This is a genomic window from Bacillus shivajii (genome assembly GCF_020519665.1).
Lineage (GTDB): Bacteria > Bacillota > Bacilli > Bacillales > Salisediminibacteriaceae > Bacillus_CA > Bacillus_CA shivajii.
Genome location: NZ_CP084703.1, coordinates 3,192,474 through 3,219,263, shown reverse-complemented (window position 1 = coordinate 3,219,263; position 26,790 = coordinate 3,192,474). Strand labels below are relative to the sequence as shown.

Below are 26,790 nucleotides of genomic sequence, written 5' to 3'. Positions count from 1 at the left end.
TATAGGAATAGCAATTATTACTCTTATAAAGAGGTGAAAACGTGTTAAGAGATTTATTTTCAAAGAAAAAAAAGTATGCAACAATTCCTTCTGAACAAGCAAAGATGGATGTACCTGAAGGGTTGATGACAAAGTGTCCTGAATGTAAATCAATTATGTATACAAAGGAATTGAGAAAGAATTTATTCGTATGTGAGAGTTGCGGTCATCATCACCGTTTAACAGCATATGACCGTATTGAAATGACGTTAGATGAAGGTAGTTTTCAAGAATTTGATGACCACTTAATTGCTAAAGACCCACTGAACTTTCCTTCTTACCTAGAAAAATCCAAACTAGACCGAGAGAAAACAGGTTTGAATGAAGCAGTTGTTACTGGATGTGGGACGATAGATGGTCATGAAACGGTTATTGGAGTAATGGACCCAAGATTTAGAATGGCAAGTATGGGCTCGGTTGTTGGAGAAAAGATTGCAAGAGCAGTAGAACGTGCGATTGAAGAAGACAAGCCGTTCATTATGTTTGCAGCTTCTGGTGGAGCGAGGATGCAAGAAGGTGTTTTAAGCTTAATGCAAATGGCAAAAACAAGTACAGCATTAAACCGTCTGCGTGAAAATGGTTTGTTGTTTATTAGTATTATGACTCACCCAACAACAGGTGGTGTTTCTGCTAGTTTTGCGTCGTTAGGAGACATTAATTTAGCAGAACCGAATGCATTAATTGGATTTGCAGGTAGACGTGTTATAGAACAAACTGTAAGAGAAAAGTTACCTGATGACTTCCAAACAGCCGAATTTCTATTAAAGCACGGACAACTTGATCAGGTAGTACCACGTCATGAAATGAAATCAACACTTAGGACTATATTAGATATTCATTCACCAGATCATATAGGAAAAGGAGGGGAATATTGATGGCTGAACAGCTTCCATTTGAAAAACCAATCGTAGAATTAAAAAATAAAATTAGTGAACTAAAGTCATTTACAGCGGAAAAAGAAATCGACTTGTCCGGTGAAATCGATAAGCTCGAAAAAAGGTTAGAACAGCTGGAAAGTGATATCTATGGAAACTTAAACCCATGGGAACGTGTACAAATTGCTCGTCATAGCCAACGTCCAACAACACTAGATTATATTCAACGACTATTTACAGATTTTTTAGAATTTCACGGAGATCGTTCTCACGGTGATGATGAAGCGATTGTTGGAGGAATTGCAAAGTTTGATGGAAAGCCGATCACAATAATTGGGCACCAGCGTGGAAAGGATACGAAAGAAAATATTCGTCGCAACTTTGGTATGCCACATCCTGAGGGATACCGTAAAGCATTAAGGTTGATGAAACAAGCAGATAAGTTTCAACGTCCGGTCATATGCTTTATCGATACAAAAGGAGCGTTTCCTGGTAAAGCTGCTGAAGAGCGGGGACAAAGTGAAGCCATTGCTAGAAATTTAATTGAAATGGCAGCTTTAAGGGTTCCTGTTATTTGTGTTGTCATCGGTGAAGGTGGAAGTGGTGGAGCATTAGCGTTAGGAGTAGGTGATCGCATCTACATGCTCGAAAATTCAACATATTCTGTTATCACTCCTGAAGGTGCTGCATCGATTTTATGGAAGGATGCTTCTTTAGCAAAAAAAGCGGCTGAAAGTATGAAAATTACAGCCCCTGAACTAAAAGAGTTGAACTTAATCGACGGAATCGTACCTGAAGTAAGGGGAGGTGCACACCGAGACGTCGACACACAAGCTGAAGAGATTAGGAATATATTAACAGAAGCCCTTAGTGAGCTACAAAATAAAGACAAAGAACAGTTAGTAAATGAACGTTACGAAAAATTTCATAAAATCGGTGAGTTTACGGATGTAAACGGTACCATTGTTATAAAATAAGGAATGAGCTTTCTCTAAGATGAGAAAGCCTTTTTGTTTGAGGTCTGATCTCTATTGTTTTTAATAAATGAAAGTGGTATTTTTAACACATATTAAAAACATCAAGCTAGATTTTAAGAGGTGAAAATGAAAAATGAAACGTATCGGAATATTAACAAGCGGTGGAGATTCACCCGGTATGAATGCTGCGATTCGGGCGGTTGTTCGAAAAGCAATTTACCATGACATAGAAGTGTTTGGTATATATTACGGATATCATGGACTTATGAATGGTAATATTGAAAAATTAGAAATTGGGTCTGTAGGAGATATCATTCACCGAGGTGGAACGATGCTTTACAGTGCTCGTTCTGAAGAGTTTAAAACGTCAGAAGGACAGAAAAAAGGAATTGAGCAGTTAGAGAAATTCGGCATTGATGCTCTAGTTGTCATTGGTGGAGACGGCTCCTTCCAAGGTGCAAAGAAACTAGCTGAACACGGATACCCTACAATTGGTGTACCAGGAACAATCGATAATGATATTCCAGGAACAGATTTTACAATAGGGTTTGATACCGCATTAAACACTGTTATCGATGCTGTAGATAAAATTCGTGACACAGCAACTTCACATGAGCGTACATATGTAATTGAAGTAATGGGACGCGATGCAGGAGATATTGCTCTTTGGGCAGGACTTGCAGATGGTGCAGAAACAATCCTTATCCCAGAAGAAGGGTATAGTATGGAGGATGTGCTAGCGAGACTGAAACGCGGACATGATAGAGGGAAGAAACATAGTATTATTATGGTCGCTGAAGGTGTCGGATCTGGTGTTGAAATTGCGAAAGAAATTCAAGAGAGAGCCAACCTTGAAACACGTGTGACAGTACTTGGTCATATTCAGCGTGGTGGATCACCTACAGCTTCAGATCGTGTATTAGCGAGCCGACTTGGAGCAAAAGCAGTAGAGCTTCTTTTAAATGGTGAAGCTGGAAAAATGGTTGGGATTGAAAAGAACGAGCTAGTTTCTCATGATATTGATGAAGCATTAGCAAGAGAGCACGTAGTTGATAAAGATATGTACAACTTGTCAAAAGAACTATCCATTTAAGCGTGTTATTTACGAAAGTCCGATATACTAGGACAAGCTGTTTTGTCCTGGCTTTCGTATGGGAATAGATAATAAGGTCTACATTAAATGTCTATCTTCTGTTTTTACACAGGAGTGGTAATGAACAATGACTTGTTCATGAATAAAGAGGAGGATTATCAGTGAGAAAAACGAAAATTGTTTGTACGATTGGTCCAGCAAGTGAAAGTATTGAGAAATTAAAAGAGCTAATTGAAGCGGGGATGAATGTTGCTCGTCTTAATTTCTCCCACGGAGATTATGAAGAACATGGAGCGCGTATTGAAAGCATTAGACAGGCTGCAAAAGAACTTGGTAAGAATGTAGCGATATTACTTGATACGAAGGGTCCTGAAATTCGTACGCAAACGTTAAAAAACGGTGAAGCTGAATTAACTAAAGGGTCAACTGTCCGAGTTTCAATGACAGAAGTTGAAGGAGACGAAAGTCGAATTTCGGTTACGTACCCAGGTTTAATTAATGATGTTCATGTTGGCTCAACACTACTTTTAGACGACGGGCTAATTGAACTTAAAGTTACTGGCATTGAAGAAAACGAATTAGTAACTGAAGTTGTAAATAGCGGAACATTGAAGAATAAAAAGGGTGTAAATGTACCGAACGTTAGTGTGAACTTACCAGGTATTACTGAAAAAGACGCAAATGATATTGTGTTTGGTATTGAGCAAGATGTTGACTTTATTGCTGCTTCTTTCGTTCGTCGTGCATCTGACGTATTAGAAATTCGTGAACTATTAGAAAAGCATGAAGCGGAACATATTCAAATTGTCCCTAAAATTGAAAACCAAGAAGGTGTCGATAAAATCGATGAAATTCTTGAAGTATCTGACGGTTTGATGGTTGCTCGTGGTGACTTAGGAGTAGAAATCCCTGCCGAAGATGTACCACTAGTTCAAAAAGACCTAATTAAGAAATGTAACAAGTTTGGTAAGCCAGTAATTACTGCAACACAAATGTTAGATTCTATGCAGCGTAACCCACGCCCAACACGTGCAGAAGCAAGTGATGTTGCAAATGCAATCTTTGATGGAACTGATGCGATCATGCTATCAGGAGAAACGGCAGCTGGAACATACCCTGTTGAATCTGTTCAAACGATGAATAATATCGCATTAAAAACAGAAACAGCGTTAAAATATGAAGACCTGCTTCGCAAGCGTAGTCGTGAAAGTGAGCATACAATTACGGATGCGATCAGTCAGTCAGTATCTCATACTGCATTAAATTTACATGCTGGGGCGATTATTACAGCAACAGAAAGTGGTCATACTGCAAGAATGATTTCCAAGTATCGTCCACAATCTCCAATTGTTGCGATAACAAGTAATGAACGTGTGTACCGTACACTAGCGCTTACTTGGGGAGTTCATCCACAAGTTGGACCGAAAGCTACAACGACAGATGAAATGCTACAACTTTCAGTAGAAGAATCACTAAAGACTGGATTAGTTAATCATGGTGACCTTGTCGTTATTTCTGCTGGAGTACCAGTAGGTGAAACAGGTACAACAAACTTAATGAAAGTTCATGTTGTTGGCGAAGTTGCAGCAAAGGGACAAGGGATAGGACGTAAGTCAGCAACAGGGCGTGTGGTTGTCGCTCAAAATGCTCAAGAAGCGTTGGACAAAACAACCGAAGGTGACATTTTAATTACGACAAGCACAGATCGTGATATGATGGAAGCTTTTGAAAAAGCAGCAGCTGTTGTCACTGAACAAGGTGGTTTAACTTCGCATGCTGCCGTTGTTGGACTTAATGTAGGGATCCCAGTTATTGTTGGTGTTGACAACGCAACAACAAAATTTGAAGATGGTGAACCAGTAACAGTTGACGGTAAACAAGGCTATATTTACAAAGGACAAGCAAGTGTTCTATAATAAATGCAAGTGATGAGAAGGGGCATCCCCTTCTCTTTTTTCTTGAAAGAGTGAAATTTATCAGCTTGTAAATAGATAAGGTCGTAAAACCAAAAAGAAAGGCGGGGAAAAAATGGGTAAAATCTTTCTGCTTTTATTAATTGTCGTACCAGCCCTAGAAATCGGTGTACTTATTCTCTCTGGAAATACAATTGGTGTTATCCCAACCATTTTATTAATTATTTTGACTGGGGTTCTCGGTGCAGCCTTAGCGAAACGTGAAGGATTAAATGCGATTCGTACGGCACAAATGCAAGCCTCGCAAGGACAAATGCCAAGTGGGATTATTTTAGATGGGATTTGTATTTTAGTGGGTGGTGTCGTGTTATTAACTCCGGGTTTCATAACAGATGCTTTAGGGTTTTTCCTGCTCATCCCACAAACGAGAGCAACACTTAAAGGTTTTTTAAGTCGTATCATCGAAAAAATGATGAAATCAGGCAATGTTATTTATTATTCAAACCGTCGTTGGTAGGAAAAAGACTGTCCGAATGTGTAGAACACTTTACGGACAGTCTTTTTTCATTTTTAGGTGAAAAGACCTTTCATCATGAATCCCATCTGTTATCGAAAACTATAGAATAGCTGTAGCCCTTTATAAACGTTCAGAAATAAGGTAAGAAAAGTCTCCATGATAAATAGATGCTTCGATTTAAAGAAGTTAGAAAGTGTTGAAGGTCACCATAAACTATATGATGCGAGTTCCTTTATACCAAAGTCATTACTAAAGTTTAAAAGTGATCATAGCGCTTATTTAACAGTAGGTCCATTTACAATGTAGTCTTGGATTTCTGGGAATATTCTAGCCCGAATAAATGACTGAACGATAATTAAGAGCGCTGGACCTAATAGTAACCCGACTACTCCAAACAGTTGATAACAAGCAAACAATGTTGCGAGTAAGGCTAATGGGGATATTCCCATGTGTTGCGACATTACTTTGGGCTCTGCTAATTGTCTTTGAACGACGGCAACTCCATATAATAGGGAAAGTCCGATCGCTAATCCAAATTCACCAGTGAAAAAGGCATAAATAATCCATGGAATAAATACTAAACCAGTTCCTAAATATGGTAATAAATCAACGATGGCAATTAATAGTGCAGTCGTTAAAGCATATTTCACCCCTATAATCCAAAGGCCGATTAATACGATTATACCTGTCATTGTTACTAGCGTTAGCTGAGCAAAGACATAACCAACAATCGCTTCTTTCCACTGTTCAACTAACTTATTAAATAACCTTTGCACTCTTTTTGGAGTGTGTGATTCAAACCATCCAACCATTTTAGGCCAATCTTTCGTTATAAAAAAAGAAGCAAGTAAAGCAAAGAAAAAAACAGTCATTGCATTCGGTAAGGCCATTAATAAATCAGCGAAGCTATTTAGTAATTGTTGTAGAATCAGGCCAACTTGTGTACCTACATCTTGGAAAACATTTTCTAATGAATGATGAAGGGTCGTTTGTTGATCTGAACTTAGCTGCGAAGTAAGCGCTAAGAAGTTTTCATATAATGGCAAAATAACTCTGTCGAACCATTGATGAAGAAGTTCAACACCTTCATGAATATAAAATGGGAGCTCTTTTGTTAAATAACTTAACCCTGCGATCATTTCTGCGACAATAAACGTTACAACAGATAGGAAAAATAAAACAAATGTTATCATCACACCGAATACTGCAGCTGGTCGTTTCCAATGAAACGTTCGTTCTAAAAAGTTTACAATCGGCAAAAAAATAAAAGAGCATAACAGTCCAATGAAAAAAGGAAACATATATGTAACAAATAAATAAATGGTTAATAATAAGGTAACTGTTGTTAAAACAACGATGGTTAAACGGTATAGGTGAGTAAGCGAAAAAGAATTTAGCATGTTTTATGCCCCCTGTGTAGACGAGCTCCTATATCACCAATCTATGCAAGAAGGATTTTTAACATGCTATAAACAGTACAAGACGTATGATTAATTAGAAGTGAATCATTTCTTTTTTCATATGAAAAAGAATATGATACGATGAATATGTATTAATTAGGATGGTGGAAGCATTGATCTCACAAGCGACTCTGTTTATGCTCATTTTGCTTGGTATTGGTTTATTCGCCAAAAACCAATCTCTTATTATAGCAGTCGCGTTCTTATTAATTGTCAAATGGACTGGGTTAGGTGATAAAGTCTTTCCAGTCGCCCAAGATAAAGGAATTCATATTGGAGTGACAATAATTACGATTGCTGTCTTAGTACCGATTGTGACAGGTGACATTGGTTTTAAAGAGCTGCAAGAAGCCCTAAAATCTTCGTATGCTTGGGTTGCTTTAGCATCAGGGGTTTTCGTTGCAATCATTGCAGCGAGTGGAATCGACTTGTTGAAAACAGACCCTCATATTACAACGGCGTTAGTATTTGGAACGATATTAGCCGTTGCTGTATTTAACGGTGTAGCTGTCGGTCCGTTAATCGGTGCTGGAATCGCCTATATGGCGATGAGAATTGTTCAGTTTTTTTCATCTTTAGGTGGTTAACGCCGCCTTGCATTGTGAAAATTCTAACAAATTAAAATAATAATATAAGTCTAAATCTTGATTAGATTTGATAATTTAACGTTCACAAATTTGTGAAAAATGGTATAATGATAGATAAGTAGACTGAAAACTACATACTGACAACATTTATACTTTTTAAACAAAGGTTTTTCGTAACCGCTTTCCTACTGTCGCTTGAGGAAGAAAACACATTTTCGAACTTGTATGTTTTACTAGAATAATTTCTATGGTCGATGAGTGAACCATCATTCGATTCATTGGATTGTGATAAACGAAAAACCAATTGGGTATGGCAGCAGTCTTAATGATCAAGCCCCCTATTACTTTTTTTACAAAGGAGAGGTTGAAATGAGTGGAACAAAAGGTTTAGAAGGTGTTGTAGCTACTACATCAAGTGTAAGCTCAATTATCGATGGTGTATTGACGTACAGAGGATACAACATTGATGATTTAGCTGATCATGCTAGTTTTGAAGAGGTTGTTTACTTGCTTTGGAATGATAAGTTACCGACGAAACAAGAACTAGATGCATTCCAAAAGGAATTAAATGCAGCTTCAAAAGTTCCTCAAGAAATCTTAGACCAGCTAAAGACGTTCCCAATTGGTGATGTCCACCCAATGGCTGCGTTAAGGACAGCTGTTTCCAATTTAGCTTTGTTTGATAGTGAAGCTGATGACACTAGTGAAGAGGCAAACAAACGTAAGGCAATTAAGTTACAAGCACAATTACCAACGATTGTGACAGCGTTTTCTCGTATTAGAGAAGGGAAAGAGCCAGTCGCACCGAAAGAAGGGCTAAGTTTTGCAGCTAACTTCTTATATATGTTAAACGGTGAAGACCCAGATGAAATTTCAGAAAAGGCATTCAATAAGGCACTTGTTCTTCATGCTGACCATGAATTAAACGCATCTACGTTTACTGGGCGTGTTTGTGTTGCTACTTTATCAGATATGTACTCAGGTGTAACAGCAGCAATTGGAGCATTAAAGGGACCTTTACATGGCGGAGCAAATGAACGTGTTATGAAAATGCTAGCAGAAATCGGTGAAGTAGATCGTGCTACAAGCTACATTAAAGATGCACTTGACCGTAAAGTGAAGATTATGGGATTTGGACACCGTGTCTATAAAAACGGAGACCCTCGTGCAAAACATTTACGTGAGATGTCACGTCAGTTAACAACGATTACGGGTGAATCTAAGTGGTATGAAATGAGTGTTAAGGTTGATGAAATTGTTACGAACGAAAAAGGTCTACTTCCAAACGTCGATTTCTATTCAGCATCTGTATATCACAGCTTAGGAATTGAACATGACTTATTTACGCCAATCTTTGCAGTGAGCCGAGTTTCTGGTTGGATTGCACATATTTTAGAGCAGTACGAGAACAATCGATTAATTCGTCCACGTGCTGAATACGTTGGAGCAGATAAGCAAGAGTGGATTCCACTAGAAGAGAGATAATGTGACAATAAAGAAGGGAGATGGAGGTCATCCACTTCCCTTCAATATTGTTTGTTACATAAATTAACTAAACTTGAGGAGGTTATGTAAATGGTAGGAGAAAAAATTACAGTTGAAAATGGTGTATTAAACGTACCAAACAAACCAATCATTCCATATATCGAAGGGGACGGAATTGGTCCAGATATTTGGGCTGCGGCTTCCCGTGTAATTGAAGCAGCAGTAGAGAAAGCATATAATGGCGAAAAGAGCATTGAATGGAAAGAAGTATTAGCGGGTGAAAAAGCTTATAACAAGACTGGTGAATGGTTACCAGCAGAGACGTTAGATACAATTCGCGAATACTTCATCGGTATTAAAGGTCCTTTAACTACTCCAATTGGTGGAGGAATTCGTTCATTAAATGTAGCTTTAAGACAAGAATTAGATCTTTACACTTGCTTACGCCCTGTACGTTGGTTTGAAGGAGTACCTTCACCGGTAAAACGTCCTCAAGATACAGATATGGTCATTTTCCGTGAAAACTCTGAAGATATTTATGCTGGAATTGAGTTCCAAAAAGGTACTGATGAAGCGAAAAAGTTAATTGATTTTCTACAAAATGAAATGGGTGCAACGAAAATTCGTTTCCCAGAAACTTCAGGTATTGGTGTGAAGCCTGTTTCTGAAGAAGGAACGCACCGCTTAGTACGTTCTGCGATTCAATATGCAATTGATGAAGGCCGTAAGAGTGTGACATTAGTTCATAAAGGTAACATTATGAAATTCACTGAGGGTGCTTTCAAAAACTGGGGTTATGAACTAGCTGAAAAAGAATTCGGAGATAAAGTGTTTACTTGGGCTGAATATGACAAAATCGTTGAGGAAAAAGGTCGCGATGCTGCAAATGAAGCTCAAGCAAAAGCTGAATCTGAAGGGAAAATCATTATTAAAGATGCAATCGCAGACATCTTCTTACAACAAATCCTTACACGTCCGAAAGAGTTTGATGTTGTTGCAACGATGAACTTAAATGGAGACTATGTTTCTGATGCACTAGCAGCACAAGTTGGTGGAATTGGAATTGCTCCTGGAGCAAATATTAACTATGACACAGGACATGCAATCTTTGAAGCTACTCACGGAACAGCTCCAAAATATGCAGGGTTAGACAAAGTAAATCCTTCATCTGTACTTTTATCTGGCGTATTAATGTTACGTCACCTAGGCTGGGGCGAAGCTGCCGACCTTGTTGAAAACTCTATGGATAAAACAATTGGTAGTAAAGTAGTAACTTATGACTTTGCTCGTCTTATGGAAGGTGCAACAGAAGTGAAATGTTCTGAGTTCGGTGATGAACTTATTAAAAACCTATAATATCTTACATTATTGATGACCGAGTCACATTCGTGGCTCGTTCTTCACTAAATATATCTAATTTTATTATTGTTTCAATGATTGGAAGGGGAGACCAACATGACAATTAAAAGAAGAAAAATCACCGTTGTAGGTGGTGGATTTACAGGAACTACAACTGCACTAATGGCAGCACAAAAAGAGTTAGGCGATGTTGTTCTAGTTGATATACCACAACAAGAAGACCCGACAAAAGGGAAAGCTTTAGATATGCTTGAAGCAAGTCCTGTTCAAGGGTTTGATTCAAATATTGTCGGTACTTCAGATTATAAAGATACAGAAGGCTCTGACATTGTTGTCATTACAGCTGGCTTGCCAAGAAAACCAGGTATGAGCCGTGATGACTTAGTTGCTACAAATGCAGGGATTATGAAACAAGTAACAAAAGAAATCGTGAAGTATTCACCAGATTGCTACATTATTGTCTTAACAAATCCTGTTGATGCGATGACATTAGCAGTATTCCAAGAATCTGGATTCCCTAAAAATCGTGTTATTGGACAATCAGGTGTATTAGATACAGCTCGTTTCAGAACGTTTGTAGCACAAGAGTTAGGTGTATCAGTTGAAGATGTATCTGGATTCGTATTAGGTGGTCATGGAGACGATATGGTACCAATGCTACGCTACTCTTATGCTGGAGGTATCCCGCTAGAAAAACTTATTTCAAAAGATCGTTTAGATGCGATCGTTGAACGTACCCGTAAAGGCGGCGGTGAAATCGTTAATCTTCTAGGTACAGGAAGTGCATATTACGCACCAGCAGCTTCGATTGTTCAAATGGTAGAAGCAATATTAAAGGATAAAAAGCGTATTTTACCTTCAATTGCTTACTTAGAAGGTGAATATGGATATGAAAATATGTACCTTGGAGTACCTACTGTTCTTGGTGGAGATGGAATTGAAAAAGTTATTGAACTAGATTTAAATGATGATGAAAAAGAACAACTTGAAAAATCTGCTGAATCAGTTCGAAACGTTATGAACTTATTAAAGTAAAAAAATGTTGAAGAAATCCGGTTATAAAGCCGGATTTCTTCATACCCTTAATGTAAGCGCTTTCTGTGATGGAATTATTGTTCTCAAGGAGGAATCGATATGTTTACGAAAAAAAGAAAACTTGGACGGAAGATCGATGGGTTAAAAGTTGGTGAAAAAGTAGAAGTAACAAAGAAAATCGAAGATAAAGATATCTTATTATATCTTGGTTATACTGATGATGCGAACCCGATATATTTACAGCATGATTATGCTTCTCGAACCCCTTTTCAAAAACCAATTGTTCCTCACGTGTTAATCAATGGTTTCGTTTTTTCTACAGTATCTATGTATTTACCAGGGCCGGGGAGTGCAGTTGTATCACAAAACCTTTCATATCCAAAGCCACTTTACCATTATGGCCAATTGGATTTAACAGTAGAGGTTACCAACATAAATGAAGAAAAGCACCTAGTCACTGTTAGTGTCTTAGGAAAAGATGAACTAGGCGATACTGTATTAGAAGGAAGTTTAGAAGTATGCCCACCTTATCCAATGAAACCAATGACACATGATGAAGGGCACTTTGAGAATTTTTAATATTTTGAAATGAAATGAGGCTGACTTGGAAGTGACGGACACTTTGTCATTTTGTCAGCCTCACTTTATATATATGAATCAATTTCATAATTCCGTTTATTGCGCAATGAAACGAATGGTATGATATTTTTTCATTAAATGTACGTTTTATTTGTACTATCAGAATTTATTAATTTATGGTCGATAGATAAGTGCTCCTGCGGTTACTCGTCGCAGATCGGAGTAATGTCGAGGAAGCCGTTGCTTGGTGCTCCTGCGCCGCTACGCTTGCTCGTCGCAGCTCAAAGGGATTTCGAAGAAGCCGTTGCTCGTTGCTCCTGCGGTTACTCGTCGCAACTCGACGTTTAATCATAGGAGTTGGGCTTGTGGCAACTAAGGCTTACTTCCACAGGAGGTGGAGGCTTCGGTGTTGATCACAGGACGTGATCGACTTTAGCCGAAGTTCCTTATTAAGACTTAACGAAAAGCCAAGTTTTCCTTAGAAGTGAACGTAACAAAAGACGGCGACTACCGGAGGAACAGCGCAGTCTGAAGATCCATTTAGGCGAAGGATTTTCGAGCCTAAGTTAGCTGAAGACAAGCCCTCGGGAAAGCGTCCGTCTGAAGTGGAGTTCACGCTCATCATTCGGAATTTCGCACCTTATTTTGAGTTATGAAATTGATTCATATAAGAAAATAAAATGTGAAAAATCTCAATCTAATAAGGGGACTGTATTTAAAGGCTTGGCAATCGCCGAGTTTTTTTAGTTTGAGTGAACGGTCAATTCTTTGTGTTTAAGTGTAAGTATAGTAAGATAAAAATGAACAGTTCACAAAAAATAGATAATCTTAATATAAGCTTTGACAGATTAATCAGGGGGTCAGAGCACTTAGGAGGAAGTCAATTGTCACAAAAGTTATTAATTGTCGATGATGAAGAGTCTATTGTTACATTACTTCAATATAACCTAGAACAAGGTGGATTTGAAGTTGTAACTGCAATGGATGGAAGAACAGCGTTGCAAAAGGCAATGAACGAATCATTTGATTTAATTGTTTTAGATTTAATGCTTCCAGAAATTGATGGACTTGAAGTGTGTAAGCAGCTCAGGCAAAACAAAATATTGACCCCAATTTTGATGCTGACAGCAAAAGATGACGAATTTGACAAAGTGTTAGGGCTTGAACTAGGGGCAGATGATTATTTAACAAAGCCATTTAGCCCTAGGGAAGTTGTCGCACGAGTAAGGGCGATCTTAAGACGTTCACAACCTTACCAAGGAGAGCAGAAGGCTTCTCATATAAAAGAAACAGAAAAAATAACAATTGGTGATGTTGAAGTCCATCCTGAAAATTATGAGGTGTTTTTATCAGGAAAATCATTAGACTTAACCCCAAAGGAATTTGAACTATTACTATATTTAATTAATCATAAAGGCAGAGTATTAACGAGGGATCAATTGTTAAATGCGGTTTGGAATTATGAATTTGTTGGGGATACTCGTATCGTTGATGTACATATTAGCCATTTGCGAGAAAAGATAGAACCAAATACGAAAAAGCCAGTTTATATAAAGACCGTTCGCGGTTTAGGGTATAAGCTAGAGGAGCCGGTAAAAGAATGAGCAGTTATCGCACACGGCTAATTTTTCCGCTTGCACTAATAATACTAGTTGTATTAGCTGCATTAGGTGCTGTTTTAGGACCGCTATTAAAAGAGTTTTATTATGAAAGAATGAGTGATAGAGTCGCTAAAGAAGCTTCTGTTGTGTCATACCATTTGGAGACGATGTCATTTACAAACATGGATGATCTTCAACTATTTAATGAAACGATGGCAGACCGTTTGGGTGTACGGATGACAATCATTGACCCAGATGGTGTAGTTTTAGCAGAATCTGTGGGAGACAAAACAGAAATGGAAAACCATGCCCACCGACCAGAGATTATTGATGCCTCTCAAGAAGGTTCGGGTCATGAAATTAGATATAGCACGACGGTAGGTGGGGAATTACTTTTTTACGCAATGCCAGTCATACAAAATGGTGAAACAGTAGGTTATTTAAGAATAGGAATGGCTATTGAAGAACTGAACGATGTTTATCAAAATATATGGACGATCATATTAGTCAGTTTCTTTATTGCATTTATTATTATCGTCGTTTTAACATCAAAACTTGCAAACCAGATGATTACACCAATCGAAGATGCGAGGAGGGTAGCAAATAAACTCGCTGAAGGTGACTATACTGCACGGACGTATGAAGGATCTATTGATGAGACTGGACAATTAAACCGTTCACTTAATGTCTTAGCAAAAAGTTTAAGTGAGATAACCAAAACTCATCAAGTTCAGCAAGAGCGGCTTGAAACATTAATTGAAAATATGGGAAGTGGACTCCTTTTAATTGATACTAAGGGAGATATCACTCTGATTAATCGATCTTGTAATGATATTTTTCAAGAAGCTACAGAGAATTGGTTAAACAAGCTTTATTATAAGGTCATCAAACATAAACAAGTGAATAAGATTATTCAAGAAATCTTTCTTACCGAAAAGTCCCAGCATAAACAGATTAATCTTCCAATCGGGATAGAGATCCGCCATTTCGATGTGTACGGTGCCCCAATCATTGGTAATGATTTAAAGTTGAATGGCATCGTCCTAGTTTTTCATGATATTACCGACCTAAAGAAATTAGAAAAAGCGAGAAAAGATTTTGTCGCAAATGTTTCTCATGAGCTTAAAACTCCTGTTACATCATTAAAAGGATTTACTGAGACGCTCCTTGCAGGTGCGGTCAATGATGAAGAAATAAGAGACAAATTTTTAACGATTATTGCCAATGAATCAGAGCGGTTAGAAATGTTAATCTACGACCTTTTAGAACTGTCAAAAATTGAAGGGGAGCAATTTGAATTAAATTGGCAACAAAATAATATGAACGTGTTAGTAGATGAGGTTTACATGATTCTAATAGAAAAAGCAGATAAAAAGAACATGACGTTAAAGAAAGAAATTTCAGGAGATGTTATTTTGAATGGGGATCCACATCGTTTGAAACAAATCCTCATAAATTTAATTAATAATGCGATTATGTATACACCAGAAGGTGGCTCAATTACCGTTCGGCTAAGAGAAGGAGTAGAAACGATCTTGCTAGAAGTAGAAGATACAGGTATTGGCATTAGTAAAAAAGAGCTACCACGTATTTTTGAACGCTTTTATCGTGTTGATCGTGCGAGAAGCCGCAACTCTGGTGGTACAGGCTTAGGACTAGCAATCGTAAAACATTTAGTTGAAGCACATAAAGCAACAATGACGGTTGAAAGTGAAGTAGGAAAAGGGACGACATTTAAAATCGCGTTTCAAAAATAGTGCACCATTTAATAAAAAAAATCATCCAATCAATTATGAAAAGAAATTTACACATTCTTTACATGATATTTATATGATGTTTACACTAGTATGCTAACGTATATAGTGTGAACTGTTGGGGCCGTGTAATCTACTTGATACTTGCACGGCCCAAACAATTTAGAATGGAAGCCTCCCCTGAGCTTTCGTTCTTTTTTTTTATGTAGAGAAATAAAGATGGTTCGTGGTAAAAATTTTGGAGTTAGAATCTTATGAGAAAAAAATGTACATGAAGCAAAAAGATGAGTTCAAACTTTATTATGTCGCATTTTTAGTTAAAAGGTAAAAAAGAATGAATAAGTATTAAAATTATTAATGAGTAGTTCATTAGCTCAGAATAGATTATAACCCACAGTTATAAAGAAGGTTGATGAGGTCGGAGCGAATGGGACTCCTGCGGGAAAAGCAACGACTGAAGACCCCGCAGGCGTTTTTACCGAGGAGGCTGAAGTGTTACCCGCGGCAAAGTAGACACCGCGAAAGCAAGTGCAACGAAGCTAGAGCGGATGTCGCACTTGTGCCCAGAGGTGAAAGCGAGTTCGTGCAGAGCGCATCAACATACCTAGAACTGTATTCTCAAAGTAACAACCGATCATTCTGAGCAAGAGGAATACTCATAAACTTATTTTCTGGATAGGGTGTAAGTGCTTGCGTTTGAGTTGGGAGTCTTTCATGATAAAATAAAAGTTATATCATAAATGAACGAGGTGTTTTGACGTGAGTAAACTCGTCTTAGTAGATGGAAATAGTGTTGCCTACCGTGCTTTTTTTGCGTTACCTCTCTTAAATAACGAAAAAGGGGTTTACACAAACGCAGTGTACGGTTTTACGACGATGATTTTAAAAATATTAGAAGATGAAAAGCCATCACATATGCTAGTAGCATTTGATGCAGGAAAAACGACGTTTCGTCATGAAACTTTCAAAGAATATAAAGGAAAACGAGAAAAGACACCGCCAGAACTCGCTGAACAACTTCCGCTTATGCGCGACTTGTTAAAAGCCTTCAATATTTCCTACTACGAAGTAGAAAATTATGAAGCAGATGATATTATCGGGACGCTAGCGAAAAATGCGTCAGAAAAAGATTGGAATGTGAAAGTATACAGTGGAGATAAAGACCTTCTTCAGCTCGTTTCAAATAACGTGCATGTTGCGTTAACGAGAAAAGGAATTACGAATGTAGATACATATGATCTGGATATGATTGATGAAAAATATGGAATCACCCCAAATCAAATCATTGATATGAAAGGACTCATGGGCGATAGCTCGGATAATATCCCAGGTGTTCCAGGTGTTGGTGAGAAAACTGCACTTAAGCTACTTAAACAGTTTGAAACGGTCGAAGGTGTATATGAATCCTTAGATGATGTTTCAGGGAAAAAGTTAAAAGAAAAGCTTGAAGCAAATGAAGATCAAGCTATGATGAGTAAGAAACTCGCTACAATTGAAACAAGTGCTCCTGTCGATGTATCTTTTGACGATATGAATGTTGGTGAACCTCATCAAGAAGAACTGATCTCGCTTTTTAAAGAGCTAGAGTTTTCTTCTTTATTAAACCGATTTGATCATGGTGAAGTTGAAGTAGAAGAAATGGCTGATTTAGAAGTAACTATCGCTAATGAATTGAAAGGCGACATGTTTACAAGCACATCAGCGATGGTCGTTGAAGTTTTGGATGAAAACTATCATCAAGCTGATATTATCGGAATTTCTGTGGTTAATGAATCTGGACGTTTCTTTATCCCAACGGAAGTAGCACTTCAAAGTGAGATGTTCAAAACATGGGCTGCAGATGATACGAAAAAGAAATATATTTTTGATGCGAAAAGAGCCGTTGTTGCACTAGGTTGGCAAGGGATCATACTTGAAGGTGTCGATTTTGATGTTCAAATAGCATCTTATTTAATTGACCCAGCTTCAGGTTCACATGAGCTCTCAGACATTTCTCAACGCAAAAACAGCATCTCTGTTCAACATGATGAAGCAGTTTATGGAAAAGGGAAAAAGCGCCAAATCCCAGCAGAAGAAGAGCTAGCACAACATTTAGGTAGAAAAGCTTCTGCAATATATGAGTTGAAAGAATCTTTAGGAGAAGAGTTAAAAGAAAATGAACAAGATGCTCTTTTTAGTGAACTGGAGATGCCACTCTCTGTCATTCTCGGTCGCATGGAAATGAACGGGGTAGCAATTGATGCTGATGAATTAAAAGAAATGGGTGAGAACTTAGCGGAGAAGCTCAGTAAAATGGAAAAAGAGATTCATGAATTGGCTGGCACAACGTTTAACATTAACTCGCCTAAGCAACTTGGTGAAATTTTATTTGACAAGCTTGAGCTCCCAGTCATCAAGAAAACGAAAACAGGTTATTCGACATCCGCTGATGTGTTAGAAAAGCTTGCCGACCAGCATGAAATTATCGAGAAGATCTTATATTACCGACAATTAGGGAAACTAAACTCAACTTATATTGAAGGTTTACTGAAAGTCATTCACAAAAAGACAGATAAAATTCATACGATCTTTAACCAAGCAATTACACAAACCGGTCGATTAAGTTCAACTGAACCGAACTTACAAAACATTCCGATCCGTTTAGAGGAAGGGCGAAAGATTCGACATGCGTTTGTCCCTGAAGAAAAAAATGCTGTCATTTTTGCAGCCGATTATTCGCAAATCGAGTTACGCGTACTAGCTCATATTTCACAAGATGAAAATTTAAAACAAGCTTTTCTTGAAAATATGGACGTCCATACGAAAACAGCATCTGATGTTTTCAATGTCGAAGCAGATGAAGTAACCGATCAAATGAGAAGAACTGCAAAAGCTGTTAACTTTGGGATTGTATATGGGATTAGTGACTATGGACTATCACAAAACTTAAATATTACAAGAAAAGAAGCAAAGACGTTTATTGACCGTTATTTTGATAGTTACCCGGGTGTTAAAGACTATATGGATCAAGTTGTGGAAACGGCAAGGGAAAAAGGATTTGTTACGACAATGCTAAACCGTCGTCGTTACTTACCTGAAATTACAAGCCGTAACTTTAATCAACGTAGTTTTGCAGAGAGAACAGCAATGAATACTCCGATCCAAGGTACAGCTGCAGATATTATAAAAAAAGCCATGGTCGACATGGCAGAAGAAATGGAAAAGAAAAATATGAAATCCCGCTTACTACTTCAAGTACATGACGAATTAATTTTTGAAGTGGTTGAAGAAGAATTAGAACAGATGAAAGAGCTCGTGCCAAAAGTGATGGAAAATGCAATTAAAATAGATGTCCCGTTAACCGTAGACTATTCCTATGGTGAGACTTGGTACGACGCGAAATAAGAATAGAACAGTTTAATCTAAGAGGGTGTAAGAGAATGCCTGAATTACCAGAGGTTGAAACAGTAAGACGTACGTTAGAGCAACTCATTACCGGTGAAGAAATTAAAAATGTCGTTGTTACTTGGCCGAAAATGGTAAAGCAGCCTGATGATGTGGAACATTTTCGGGTGGAGCTTATTGGACAAACGTTCCATTCCATTAGACGGAGGGGGAAGTTCCTCGTTTTTGAATTGGATGATCATGCTCTCGTTTCACATTTAAGAATGGAAGGGCGCTACGGATTATTTGAATCATCGGATGACATTGATAAACATACTCATGTTCGTTTTTTACTTGATAACGGCAAAGAACTTCGTTACAGCGATGTTCGGAAGTTTGGTACAATGCACTTGTTTTCAAAAGGGGATGAAGAGAATCACCTTCCTCTCTCTCAATTAGGGGTTGAACCATTTTCGGAAGAGTTTACTAAAGCATATTTAGCGCAATTTTTAAAGCGAACGACTCGGAAAGTCAAGACAGCTTTGTTAGATCAAACGGGTGTAGTAGGCTTAGGGAATATTTATGTCGATGAAGCGTTATTTCGGGCAAATGTCCACCCTGAAAAAATAAGTCATAAACTGACAGATGAAGAAGTTGAAAGAATTTATCCTGCTATTAAAGCGACATTAAAAGAAGCGATTGACATGGGAGGATCTTCAATAAAAACGTACGTTAATGGTCAAGGTGAAATGGGGATGTTCCAACAAACGCTATATGTTTATGGACGTACCGGAGAACCTTGCAAACATTGTGGATCAGAAATTTCTAGAACCGTTGTCGGTGGAAGAGGAACTCACACTTGTCTTAAATGTCAACCATTAATTGATAATTAAACCTCTATTGCTATAGAGGGAGGAAGATGTTCGAAAAAAAGTTAATGATCTTTCATGATTTTCAAGTACATTGGATGGGCTCATGCCATATACTATCGTATCAACGGTAGGAAGGAGCTTATGCCGATGGTTGAGTACGCTTCATTATTACTCCTCGCCTTCGCAGTTAGCATGGATAGCTTCGGTGTAGGACTGACATACGGTTTGAGAAGAATGAAGATGCCGTTTCTTTCTCTTCTTTTTATTGCTAGTTGCTCTGCTTTATCGATTCTTTTAGCAATGCTTGTAGGCAACTTTCTTCTAAACTTTATCTCACCGTCTCATGCAGAATCAATTGGCGGTATCATCCTTATTGGAATTGGTGCATGGGCAATATATCAAATTTATCGTCCGGCAAAAAATGATAAGAAAACGAAGAAAGAAAGAGACACACTTGTTAACATAGAACTAAAAAAATTAGGAATTGTTATTAAAGTACTGCGAAAGCCTATGGTAGCTGATTTAGATAACTCTGGCACGATTACTGGAAGAGAAGCTTTCCTTTTAGGTATTGCCTTGTCACTTGATGCATTTGGTGCAGGAATTGGTGCGGCATTAATTGGTTTTTCACCATTTGTAATGGCAATAAGTGTTGGTGTTATGTGTGGTTTGTTTGTGACTCTAGGTATGAAAAGTGGCTGGTTATTTTCAGAAGCGAAGTGGGTAAAAAAATTTACTTTTATCCCTGGGTTATTGCTCATTGTCCTTGGCCTATGGAGACTATAGCCTAGGGACTTTCTCAGTACTTTTTACGAACTGTCCAAAGGAGTACTGATCAAGATGATTATCGGTTTAACAGGTGGAATTGCGACAGGAAAATCAACAGTTGCGAACATGATGGAAAAGATGGGTTTACCTATTATTGATGCTGACCAAATTGCTCGTCAAGTTGTAGAACCAGGAGCCAAGGCACATGAAGAAATTATTCAAACTTTTGGTGAAGTCATTCTACGAGAAGATCGGACCATTGATCGTAAGAAATTAGGTGCGATTATTTTTAATGATGAAAGTAAAAGGTCAGCGTTAAATGCGATTGTTCACCCTGCTGTAAGGGCAGAAATGAAGATGCAAGCGAATAAATACTTTTACGAAGGTTACCAATCAGTAGTAATGGATATACCTCTTTTAATTGAAAGTGAATTGCATCATATGGTTGATAAAATTTTACTCGTATATGTACATCAAGATATACAGCTAGAACGATTAGTGGCAAGGGATCAAGCGGGAACGGAAGATGCTAAGAGCCGTATTCAATCCCAATTACCGATAGATGAGAAAAAAAGTCACGCAGATGCAATAATCTATAATGATAAAACGCTAGACAAAACGAAACAACAGTTAACGAATATCTTGAATCAATGGAATGTGAAGCTTTAAAGAAGGTTGTTCAAGGAGGTGCAAAGCATCTTTTTGGACAACCTTTTTTATTGCAAAGATCTCTTTAGCGATAAGCCAAGTTTTGATTAGGTTTTTTTAATCATGAAAATGATTCATTAAACTACAAAAAAGTTTAGAAAAATTACCTTCCTTTGCATATTATATGTTATACTAAATGGCAGATAAGGGTAAATAAGTATAACACAAATAGATGGAAGGGGTATTTCTCATGTCGAAGGTTGCGATTAATGGTTTTGGGAGAATTGGACGAATGGTTTTTAGAAAGGCGGTTACGAACCCAGAGCTTGACGTAATTGCTATAAATGCAAGCTATCCAGCTGAAGCGTTAGCTCATTTAATTAAATATGATACAGTCCATGGTCCGTTTTTCGGAGAGGTCGAAGCAAATGAAGATCATTTAGTGGTAAACGGAAAGAAAATTCATTTACTTTCCTCTAGAGATCCACTTCAATTACCATGGGAAGAACTTGGTATTGATATTGTCGTTGAAGCAACTGGGAAGTTTAAAACGAAAGAATCAGCATCTTTGCATATAGAGGCAGGGGCGAAAAAAGTTGTTATCACTGCACCTGGAAAAAATGAAGACATTACTGTTGTTGTCGGTGTAAATGATGAACAATATGACGCGAAGAAACATGACATCCTCTCTAACGCTTCATGTACAACAAACTGTTTAGCACCAGTTGCAAAAGTTCTAGATGAAAAATTTGGAATCGTTTCAGGAATGATGACAACGGTTCATTCATATACAAATGACCAAAAGAATATTGATAATCCTCATAAAGACTTAAGACGTGCAAGAGCATGTGGTCAATCGATTATTCCAACAACAACAGGTGCAGCAAAAGCCCTTTCTAAAGTGTTACCACAGCTTGAAGGAAAGATGAATGGTATGGCATTACGAGTTCCTACACCAAATGTATCCTTAGTTGACCTTGTTGTTGATTTAGAAGTTGATGTTACAGCTGAAGAAGTGAACCTTGCTATGAAAAAAGCAAGTGAAAATGAATTAAATGGCATTCTTAGCTATACAGAAGAACCACTTGTCTCAACAGACTTTAATGGAAATGAAAATTCTTCAATTATTGATGGATTATCAACGATGGTAATGAATGATCGTCAAGTGAAAGTGTTAGCATGGTATGACAATGAGTGGGGATATTCTTGCAGAGTTGTTGATTTAGTTCAAATGGTGGCGAAAAGTTTAAAGAATAAATCTGAAGTAAGAGCTTCTTAAATGTCTTTATCCTTAAAAACTCGCCAAACGGCGGGTTTTTAAGTTTGTTACCAATAATTTTTGAAGTTCGTATCGAATAGGTGAAGTACATCGAGTAAACGATAAGAACTAACGGAGGTCGCGAGCTCAACCGTTTTAAAAAAAAGTGATTGCAAATCCATAGTAAACGAAGTATACTATTTTCCGTGAACTTCAATTAAAAAGCAAACGGGATCATTACGCAAAGAGTGTGTTTAAAAAGAAGAACATTAAGGGGTTATTGTTTTTGCTTTTTGAACATTCTTGTAAGGGTTAGGACCTCTTTGGACTAACTTTCCCCCAGTAATGAATGTCCTCCATGCTTTAGAAGGCATGAAATTTTAAATAAAGGGGGATTTCTTATGGAAACCATGGGACGTCACGTCATTGCAGAACTATGGGAATGCAACATAGAGAAATTGAATAACATGGAGTACATTGAGAAATTATTTGTTAATGCGGCGTTAGAAGCTGGAGCAGAAGTGCGAGAGGTGGCTTTTCATAAATTTGCCCCTCACGGAGTAAGTGGGGTTGTTATTATTAGTGAATCACACTTAACGATCCACAGTTTTCCAGAACACGGTTATGCAAGTATAGACGTTTATACTTGTGGAGACCGCATTGATCCGAATGTAGCTTCAAATTATATTTCAAAAGAACTTGATGCTAAAACAACTGAGGTTGTTGAAGTACCAAGAGGGCTCGGCCCAATAAAAGTTGGCGAAAGCAAAGCTTTCAAAACATATCAACGATAAACGTTTCAGGAGGTGAATGTCACCTCCTTTTTATTTTGTTTTATATAATATAAAGAATAACCTTTAATAAAGATTGAACAAATGCTAATTTCTTGCTATTCTTAATAGTGGTAAGGTGGGATGGAAAATGGGAATAATGCAAACATTTAAACGCATTTTTAGTACAAATACAGAAACATCAGAGAAGCATTACGATGAAAAATTACAAACACACTATTACAAATCAACAAAAGATAAAGTGTTAAAAGAAGTTGAAGCGATGTTTAACCAGCGAAGTGGTTTTACAGTTTCTTCAGTATCTGAAGAACATGGAGAAATTATCGTACGTATTGATAAAGGAAAGAAAGCCTTAATTGTTGGGACAGTTATTATGGTTAAACCTTTCCGTACAGCTGTAGACTTTTCAGTTTCAACAGATACATTTTTATTTACAGACTTTGGTTATAGCAGCAAAGTGGTTCAAAGTTTATATAAAGATTTGAACAAGAGATTAACATTTGTTGGGACAGGCCTCGGTGAGAAGTTATCCGATTTTTAAACACGTTCTAGAAGAATTTCTCCTTTAATTTATTATATCTTCTTTAAAATGAAAGAAAGTGGAGATGATCACACATGAAATGCCCAAGCTGTCAACACAATGGGACAAGAGTTCTCGATTCACGACCGAGTGATGAAGGAAAATCAATACGAAGACGAAGAGAATGTGAAGCTTGCGGTTATCGTTATACAACCTTCGAAAGAGTTGAACAAACACCGCTTATCGTTGTGAAAAAAGATGGTAATCGTGAAGAGTTTAGCCGTGAAAAAATGATACGCGGACTTATTAGAGCATGTGAAAAACGTCCAGTCCCATTGGAAAAGCTTGAAACGATTGTAGAAGAAGTTGAAAAAGATATTCGTAATCAAGGCGTATCAGAAATAGCTAGCCACGATGTAGGTGAAATGGTTATGGAGCACCTCGCAAAAATTGATGACGTTGCTTATGTTCGCTTTGCCTCTGTTTACCGTCAATTTAAAGATATTAACGTATTTGTGGATGAGTTAAAAGAGCTTCTAGATCGTGAAAATGGAAAAAATAATAATTAGAACAAAATGAAAAATGGAGCAAACTGCTCCATTTTTACTATATTGCGTCTGTTTAATTGTTTCTATATAAGGAACGAACGTATTCTTTTTAAATGGAAAGATTAGAAAGGATTTAGGTGACATAAAGTGCATTGGAAAGAAATACTTCCGTCAGATCATTATATTGCATGTATGAATGATCAGCTTCATGAAACAGATAGAGATATTCTTACTTTATTGTACCAGCCGTTAATTGGATCGCTTGCATATAGCTTATATATGACATTATCAAGTGAAATTAACCGTAATAAAGGGAAAATGATCGAGCGCTCACATAAAACATTAATGATCTTTACTGATAAGTCACTCGATGTTATTTTTGAGGAGAGAAAAAAGCTAGAAGCAATAGGGTTACTCAATGTGTACCGTAAAAAGCGAGAAGATGAGATCATTTATTATTATGAGCTACACCCACCACTATCAGCGAAGGCTTTTTTTCATGATGACATGCTTAGCGTTTTTCTATATAACCGCATTGGAAGTAAGGAACAGTATCTTCAAATAAGAAACTATTTTAAAATTGAAACGATCGAAGATAAAGAACTTGAAGTTGTGACGAGGTCATTTGATCAAGTGTTTACATCTGTTCATCCTTCTGAAATGACCAGCCAGCACCCAGATATGATTGAAGCACTTTCTCAAGATGATACCCTTGAAGGACGCGGAATGGATAGTCAGTATGAAATGAAGGATCACCAGTTTAATTACACTGAATTTATAGCAAATATGCCGCCTTTCGTCTCAAAGGCAGAGCTTCAAAAGGACTCTATCGTTCGTCTTATAAAACAAATGGCATTTTTATATAAATTTACCCCGCAAGAAATGTCCAAAGTTGTCCAAGATGCGATGCTCCATACGGATGAGCTCGACCAAGAGGAATTACGAAAACAAGCAAAGCGACGTTATCGTATGAAAGAAGCGGACCAACCACCCAAATTAGGTATGCGTACGCAACCTGAACATTTGAGAAGCCAAAAAACGCCGCCAAAAACTGCTAAAGAGAAACAGATTTTATACTTTGAGACGACATCCCCAATGGAATATCTAGAAGAATTAAGTGGTGGTGCAAAAGTGTACGAGGGAGAGCTGGACATGATTGAGCGGCTGATGTTTGAGTATAAGCTCGAACCAGGAGTCGTCAATGTGTTGCTCGAATACATTACCCTTGTTAATGATAAGAAGATTTCAAAGCCGTTAGCATTTAAAATAGCAAGTCACTGGAGTCGAAAAAAAATCGAAACAGTTGAACAAGCGATGGAGCTTGCGAAAAAAGAGCATCAAAAACGGACAGATTTTAAGCAAAACAAAACACAAGATCCAAAACAATCTGTAAAAAAATCATATTCAAATGCTGTACGGACTGAACCGTTGCCAAAATGGATGACAGATGAGAATTGGAATAAAGAAAAAGAATCACCTGATGAACTAATGGAAGCGAAAAAGAAAGCCGCTGAATATAAAGAAATGCTTAGGAAAAAGAAACGAGGGGAGGGATAAAGCATGGAATCGATCGGTAAAACACTCAAAGAAATGTCTGGTGGAGGTTTTGAAAAAAGGTTTGAAAAAATGAAAAAAACAATCTTGCAAGATAAGCGTGTTCAGGCATTTTTGCATGAGCATCCATCGATTACAAGTGAACAGACCGAGCGTGGGATGAATGAATTGTTCCAATACAAGTCTCAATGGGAAAACTGTGACAAATGTCCTGGATTAGAAGAATGTCCGAATTTAATTAAAGGACATCAGCCGGAACTGCAAATCTATCATGAAGATCTTCAGTTAACGTATAATGCATGTCCTTTAAAAAGAAAAGAAGATGAAAGGAAACGGCATGCCTCGTTTATTCAAAGTTTATATATTCCAAAAGAGATTACCAATGTTAGCTTTGATGATTTTCATGAGGATAATACGTCAAGGACGATTGCCTTTACTAAAGCAATGGAATTTAGTGTGAACGTTCAGCCTGGTGAAAATGGACACGGTCTTTATATTCATGGCCCATTTGGGGTTGGAAAAACTTTTTTAATTGGTGCAATTGCAAATGAACTTGCAGATCGTTCAATTGAGACGATGATTGTCTATGCTCCGGACTTTTTCAGAGAACTAAAGAATGGCATCAATGATGGAACATATCAAAAGAAGCTTGATGTTGTAAAAAATGCAAAAGTTCTTATCTTGGATGACATTGGTGCTGAAACAATGTCAAACTGGATTCGCGATGATATTTTAGGTGCAATGTTACAGTACCGAATGATGGAGAAACTACCTACTCTTTATACGTCTAACTTTGACCTTGATGGGCTTGAAGAGCATTTAACGTACACACAGCGCGGTGGCGTTGAAAAAATGGATAAATTAAAGGCCAAACGAATTTTAGAACGAATTCGTCATCTCAATGAAGTAATTGAGATGAAGGGTGATAATAAGCGGGGGTAATTGATTAAGTTGTTCCGTATCGTTATGGGACAGCTTTTTTTTGTTTGGGAGTCATTTCCTTATGTATGAGGGGGATTGTCCATGAAAAATTGGTTTCAGCCATATGTTTTGGGGGTTCTCTCATAAGCTAATGAATAAATTCAGCTCCTCCAACCTATATTTGGATAGCTAAACATTTGTCATTCGTAAGAAGCTTTTCACAAATTTGCTATACATTTTTTTCAGCAAAATATGATTGTTCTATGTTACGAT

General features: G+C 37.5%; 23 protein-coding genes. 22 read left to right on the top strand and 1 reads right to left on the bottom strand.

Features of this window, described 5'->3' with window-relative positions; all coding sequences use genetic code 11:
• Window positions 1-41 precede the first annotated feature (41 nt).
• The 5 genes from accD to LGQ02_RS15605 all read left to right on the top strand — a co-directional run bounded on the left by accD (window position 42) and on the right by LGQ02_RS15605 (window position 5,414).
• On the top strand, window positions 42-914 hold the full coding sequence (accD, locus tag LGQ02_RS15625) for an acetyl-CoA carboxylase, carboxyltransferase subunit beta (RefSeq protein ID WP_226515272.1): 873 nt from the start codon (window positions 42-44) through the stop codon (window positions 912-914).
• Entirely contained in the window at window positions 914-1,891 is a 978-nt protein-coding gene (gene accA, locus LGQ02_RS15620) for an acetyl-CoA carboxylase carboxyl transferase subunit alpha (protein WP_226515271.1), read from the top strand. Before accD ends, accA begins: the two co-directional genes overlap by 1 nt.
• Before the next feature lie 133 nt (window positions 1,892-2,024).
• A complete protein-coding gene (pfkA, locus tag LGQ02_RS15615) occupies window positions 2,025-2,984 on the top strand; it encodes a 6-phosphofructokinase (RefSeq protein ID WP_226515270.1) in 960 nt (319 codons plus the stop codon).
• Between the two features lie 161 nt (window positions 2,985-3,145).
• Entirely contained in the window at window positions 3,146-4,900 is a 1,755-nt protein-coding gene (gene pyk, locus LGQ02_RS15610; RefSeq protein WP_226515269.1) for a pyruvate kinase, read from the top strand.
• 112 nt (window positions 4,901-5,012) lie between these two features.
• Window positions 5,013-5,414: an FxsA family protein gene (locus LGQ02_RS15605; RefSeq protein WP_226515268.1), complete on the top strand. Its 402-nt coding sequence runs from the start codon at window positions 5,013-5,015 to the stop codon at window positions 5,412-5,414.
• 275 nt (window positions 5,415-5,689) lie between these two features.
• Here the strand turns inward: LGQ02_RS15605 and ytvI are convergent, their stop codons facing one another.
• Window positions 5,690-6,814 (bottom strand): sporulation integral membrane protein YtvI, encoded by a 1,125-nt coding sequence (gene ytvI, locus LGQ02_RS15600; protein WP_226515267.1) that lies wholly within the window; start codon window positions 6,812-6,814, stop codon window positions 5,690-5,692.
• A gap of 173 nt (window positions 6,815-6,987) precedes the next feature.
• Between ytvI and LGQ02_RS15595 the strand changes: the two genes are divergently transcribed.
• The 17 genes from LGQ02_RS15595 (at window position 6,988) to dnaI (ending at window position 26,538) form a co-directional block, all read left to right on the top strand.
• Window positions 6,988-7,461, top strand: coding sequence for a DUF441 domain-containing protein (locus LGQ02_RS15595; protein WP_226515266.1), 474 nt, complete (start codon window positions 6,988-6,990; stop codon window positions 7,459-7,461).
• 369 nt (window positions 7,462-7,830) lie between these two features.
• On the top strand, window positions 7,831-8,946 hold the full coding sequence (citZ, locus tag LGQ02_RS15590; protein WP_226515265.1) for a citrate synthase: 1,116 nt from the start codon (window positions 7,831-7,833) through the stop codon (window positions 8,944-8,946).
• Window positions 8,947-9,036: 90 nt separating this feature from the next.
• A complete protein-coding gene (gene icd / locus LGQ02_RS15585; RefSeq protein WP_226515264.1) occupies window positions 9,037-10,302 on the top strand; it encodes an NADP-dependent isocitrate dehydrogenase in 1,266 nt (421 codons plus the stop codon).
• Between the two features lie 99 nt (window positions 10,303-10,401).
• Window positions 10,402-11,340, top strand: a complete 939-nt coding sequence (gene mdh, locus LGQ02_RS15580; RefSeq protein ID WP_226515263.1) for a malate dehydrogenase — start codon at window positions 10,402-10,404, stop codon at window positions 11,338-11,340.
• A 99-nt stretch (window positions 11,341-11,439) separates the two neighbouring features.
• Window positions 11,440-11,919, top strand: coding sequence for a MaoC/PaaZ C-terminal domain-containing protein (locus LGQ02_RS15575; protein WP_226515262.1), 480 nt, complete (start codon window positions 11,440-11,442; stop codon window positions 11,917-11,919).
• Window positions 11,920-12,803: 884 nt separating this feature from the next.
• Window positions 12,804-13,523: a response regulator transcription factor gene (locus LGQ02_RS15570; protein ID WP_226515261.1), complete on the top strand. Its 720-nt coding sequence runs from the start codon at window positions 12,804-12,806 to the stop codon at window positions 13,521-13,523.
• Entirely contained in the window at window positions 13,520-15,277 is a 1,758-nt protein-coding gene (pnpS, locus tag LGQ02_RS15565) for a two-component system histidine kinase PnpS (protein WP_226515260.1), read from the top strand. The genes LGQ02_RS15570 and pnpS overlap by 4 nt, the downstream gene beginning before the upstream one ends.
• Window positions 15,278-16,033: 756 nt before the next feature.
• Window positions 16,034-18,658, top strand: coding sequence for a DNA polymerase I (polA, locus tag LGQ02_RS15560; protein ID WP_226515259.1), 2,625 nt, complete (start codon window positions 16,034-16,036; stop codon window positions 18,656-18,658).
• A gap of 35 nt (window positions 18,659-18,693) precedes the next feature.
• Window positions 18,694-19,530: a DNA-formamidopyrimidine glycosylase gene (gene mutM, locus LGQ02_RS15555; protein WP_226515258.1), complete on the top strand. Its 837-nt coding sequence runs from the start codon at window positions 18,694-18,696 to the stop codon at window positions 19,528-19,530.
• A gap of 54 nt (window positions 19,531-19,584) precedes the next feature.
• Entirely contained in the window at window positions 19,585-20,295 is a 711-nt protein-coding gene (gene ytaF / locus LGQ02_RS15550; protein ID WP_226515257.1) for a sporulation membrane protein YtaF, read from the top strand.
• Window positions 20,296-20,349: 54 nt separating this feature from the next.
• A complete protein-coding gene (gene coaE / locus LGQ02_RS15545; RefSeq protein ID WP_319003473.1) occupies window positions 20,350-20,946 on the top strand; it encodes a dephospho-CoA kinase in 597 nt (198 codons plus the stop codon).
• Window positions 20,947-21,175: 229 nt separating this feature from the next.
• The gene (locus LGQ02_RS15540) at window positions 21,176-22,204 is read left to right on the top strand and encodes a glyceraldehyde-3-phosphate dehydrogenase (protein ID WP_226515256.1); all 1,029 of its coding nucleotides are present in this window, start codon (window positions 21,176-21,178) and stop codon (window positions 22,202-22,204) included.
• 380 nt (window positions 22,205-22,584) lie between these two features.
• The gene (gene speD, locus LGQ02_RS15535; protein ID WP_226515255.1) at window positions 22,585-22,977 is read left to right on the top strand and encodes an adenosylmethionine decarboxylase; all 393 of its coding nucleotides are present in this window, start codon (window positions 22,585-22,587) and stop codon (window positions 22,975-22,977) included.
• 127 nt (window positions 22,978-23,104) lie between these two features.
• Window positions 23,105-23,515 carry a DUF1499 domain-containing protein gene (locus tag LGQ02_RS15530; RefSeq protein ID WP_226515254.1) on the top strand — a complete coding sequence of 137 codons (411 nt, stop codon included), beginning with the start codon at window positions 23,105-23,107 and terminating at the stop codon, window positions 23,513-23,515.
• Window positions 23,516-23,589: 74 nt separating this feature from the next.
• Window positions 23,590-24,063 carry a transcriptional regulator NrdR gene (gene nrdR / locus LGQ02_RS15525; RefSeq protein WP_226515253.1) on the top strand — a complete coding sequence of 158 codons (474 nt, stop codon included), beginning with the start codon at window positions 23,590-23,592 and terminating at the stop codon, window positions 24,061-24,063.
• A 126-nt stretch (window positions 24,064-24,189) separates the two neighbouring features.
• A complete protein-coding gene (locus tag LGQ02_RS15520; RefSeq protein ID WP_226515252.1) occupies window positions 24,190-25,599 on the top strand; it encodes a replication initiation and membrane attachment family protein in 1,410 nt (469 codons plus the stop codon).
• Between the two features lie 3 nt (window positions 25,600-25,602).
• Window positions 25,603-26,538, top strand: a complete 936-nt coding sequence (gene dnaI, locus LGQ02_RS15515; protein ID WP_226515251.1) for a primosomal protein DnaI — start codon at window positions 25,603-25,605, stop codon at window positions 26,536-26,538.
• Window positions 26,539-26,790 lie beyond the last annotated feature (252 nt).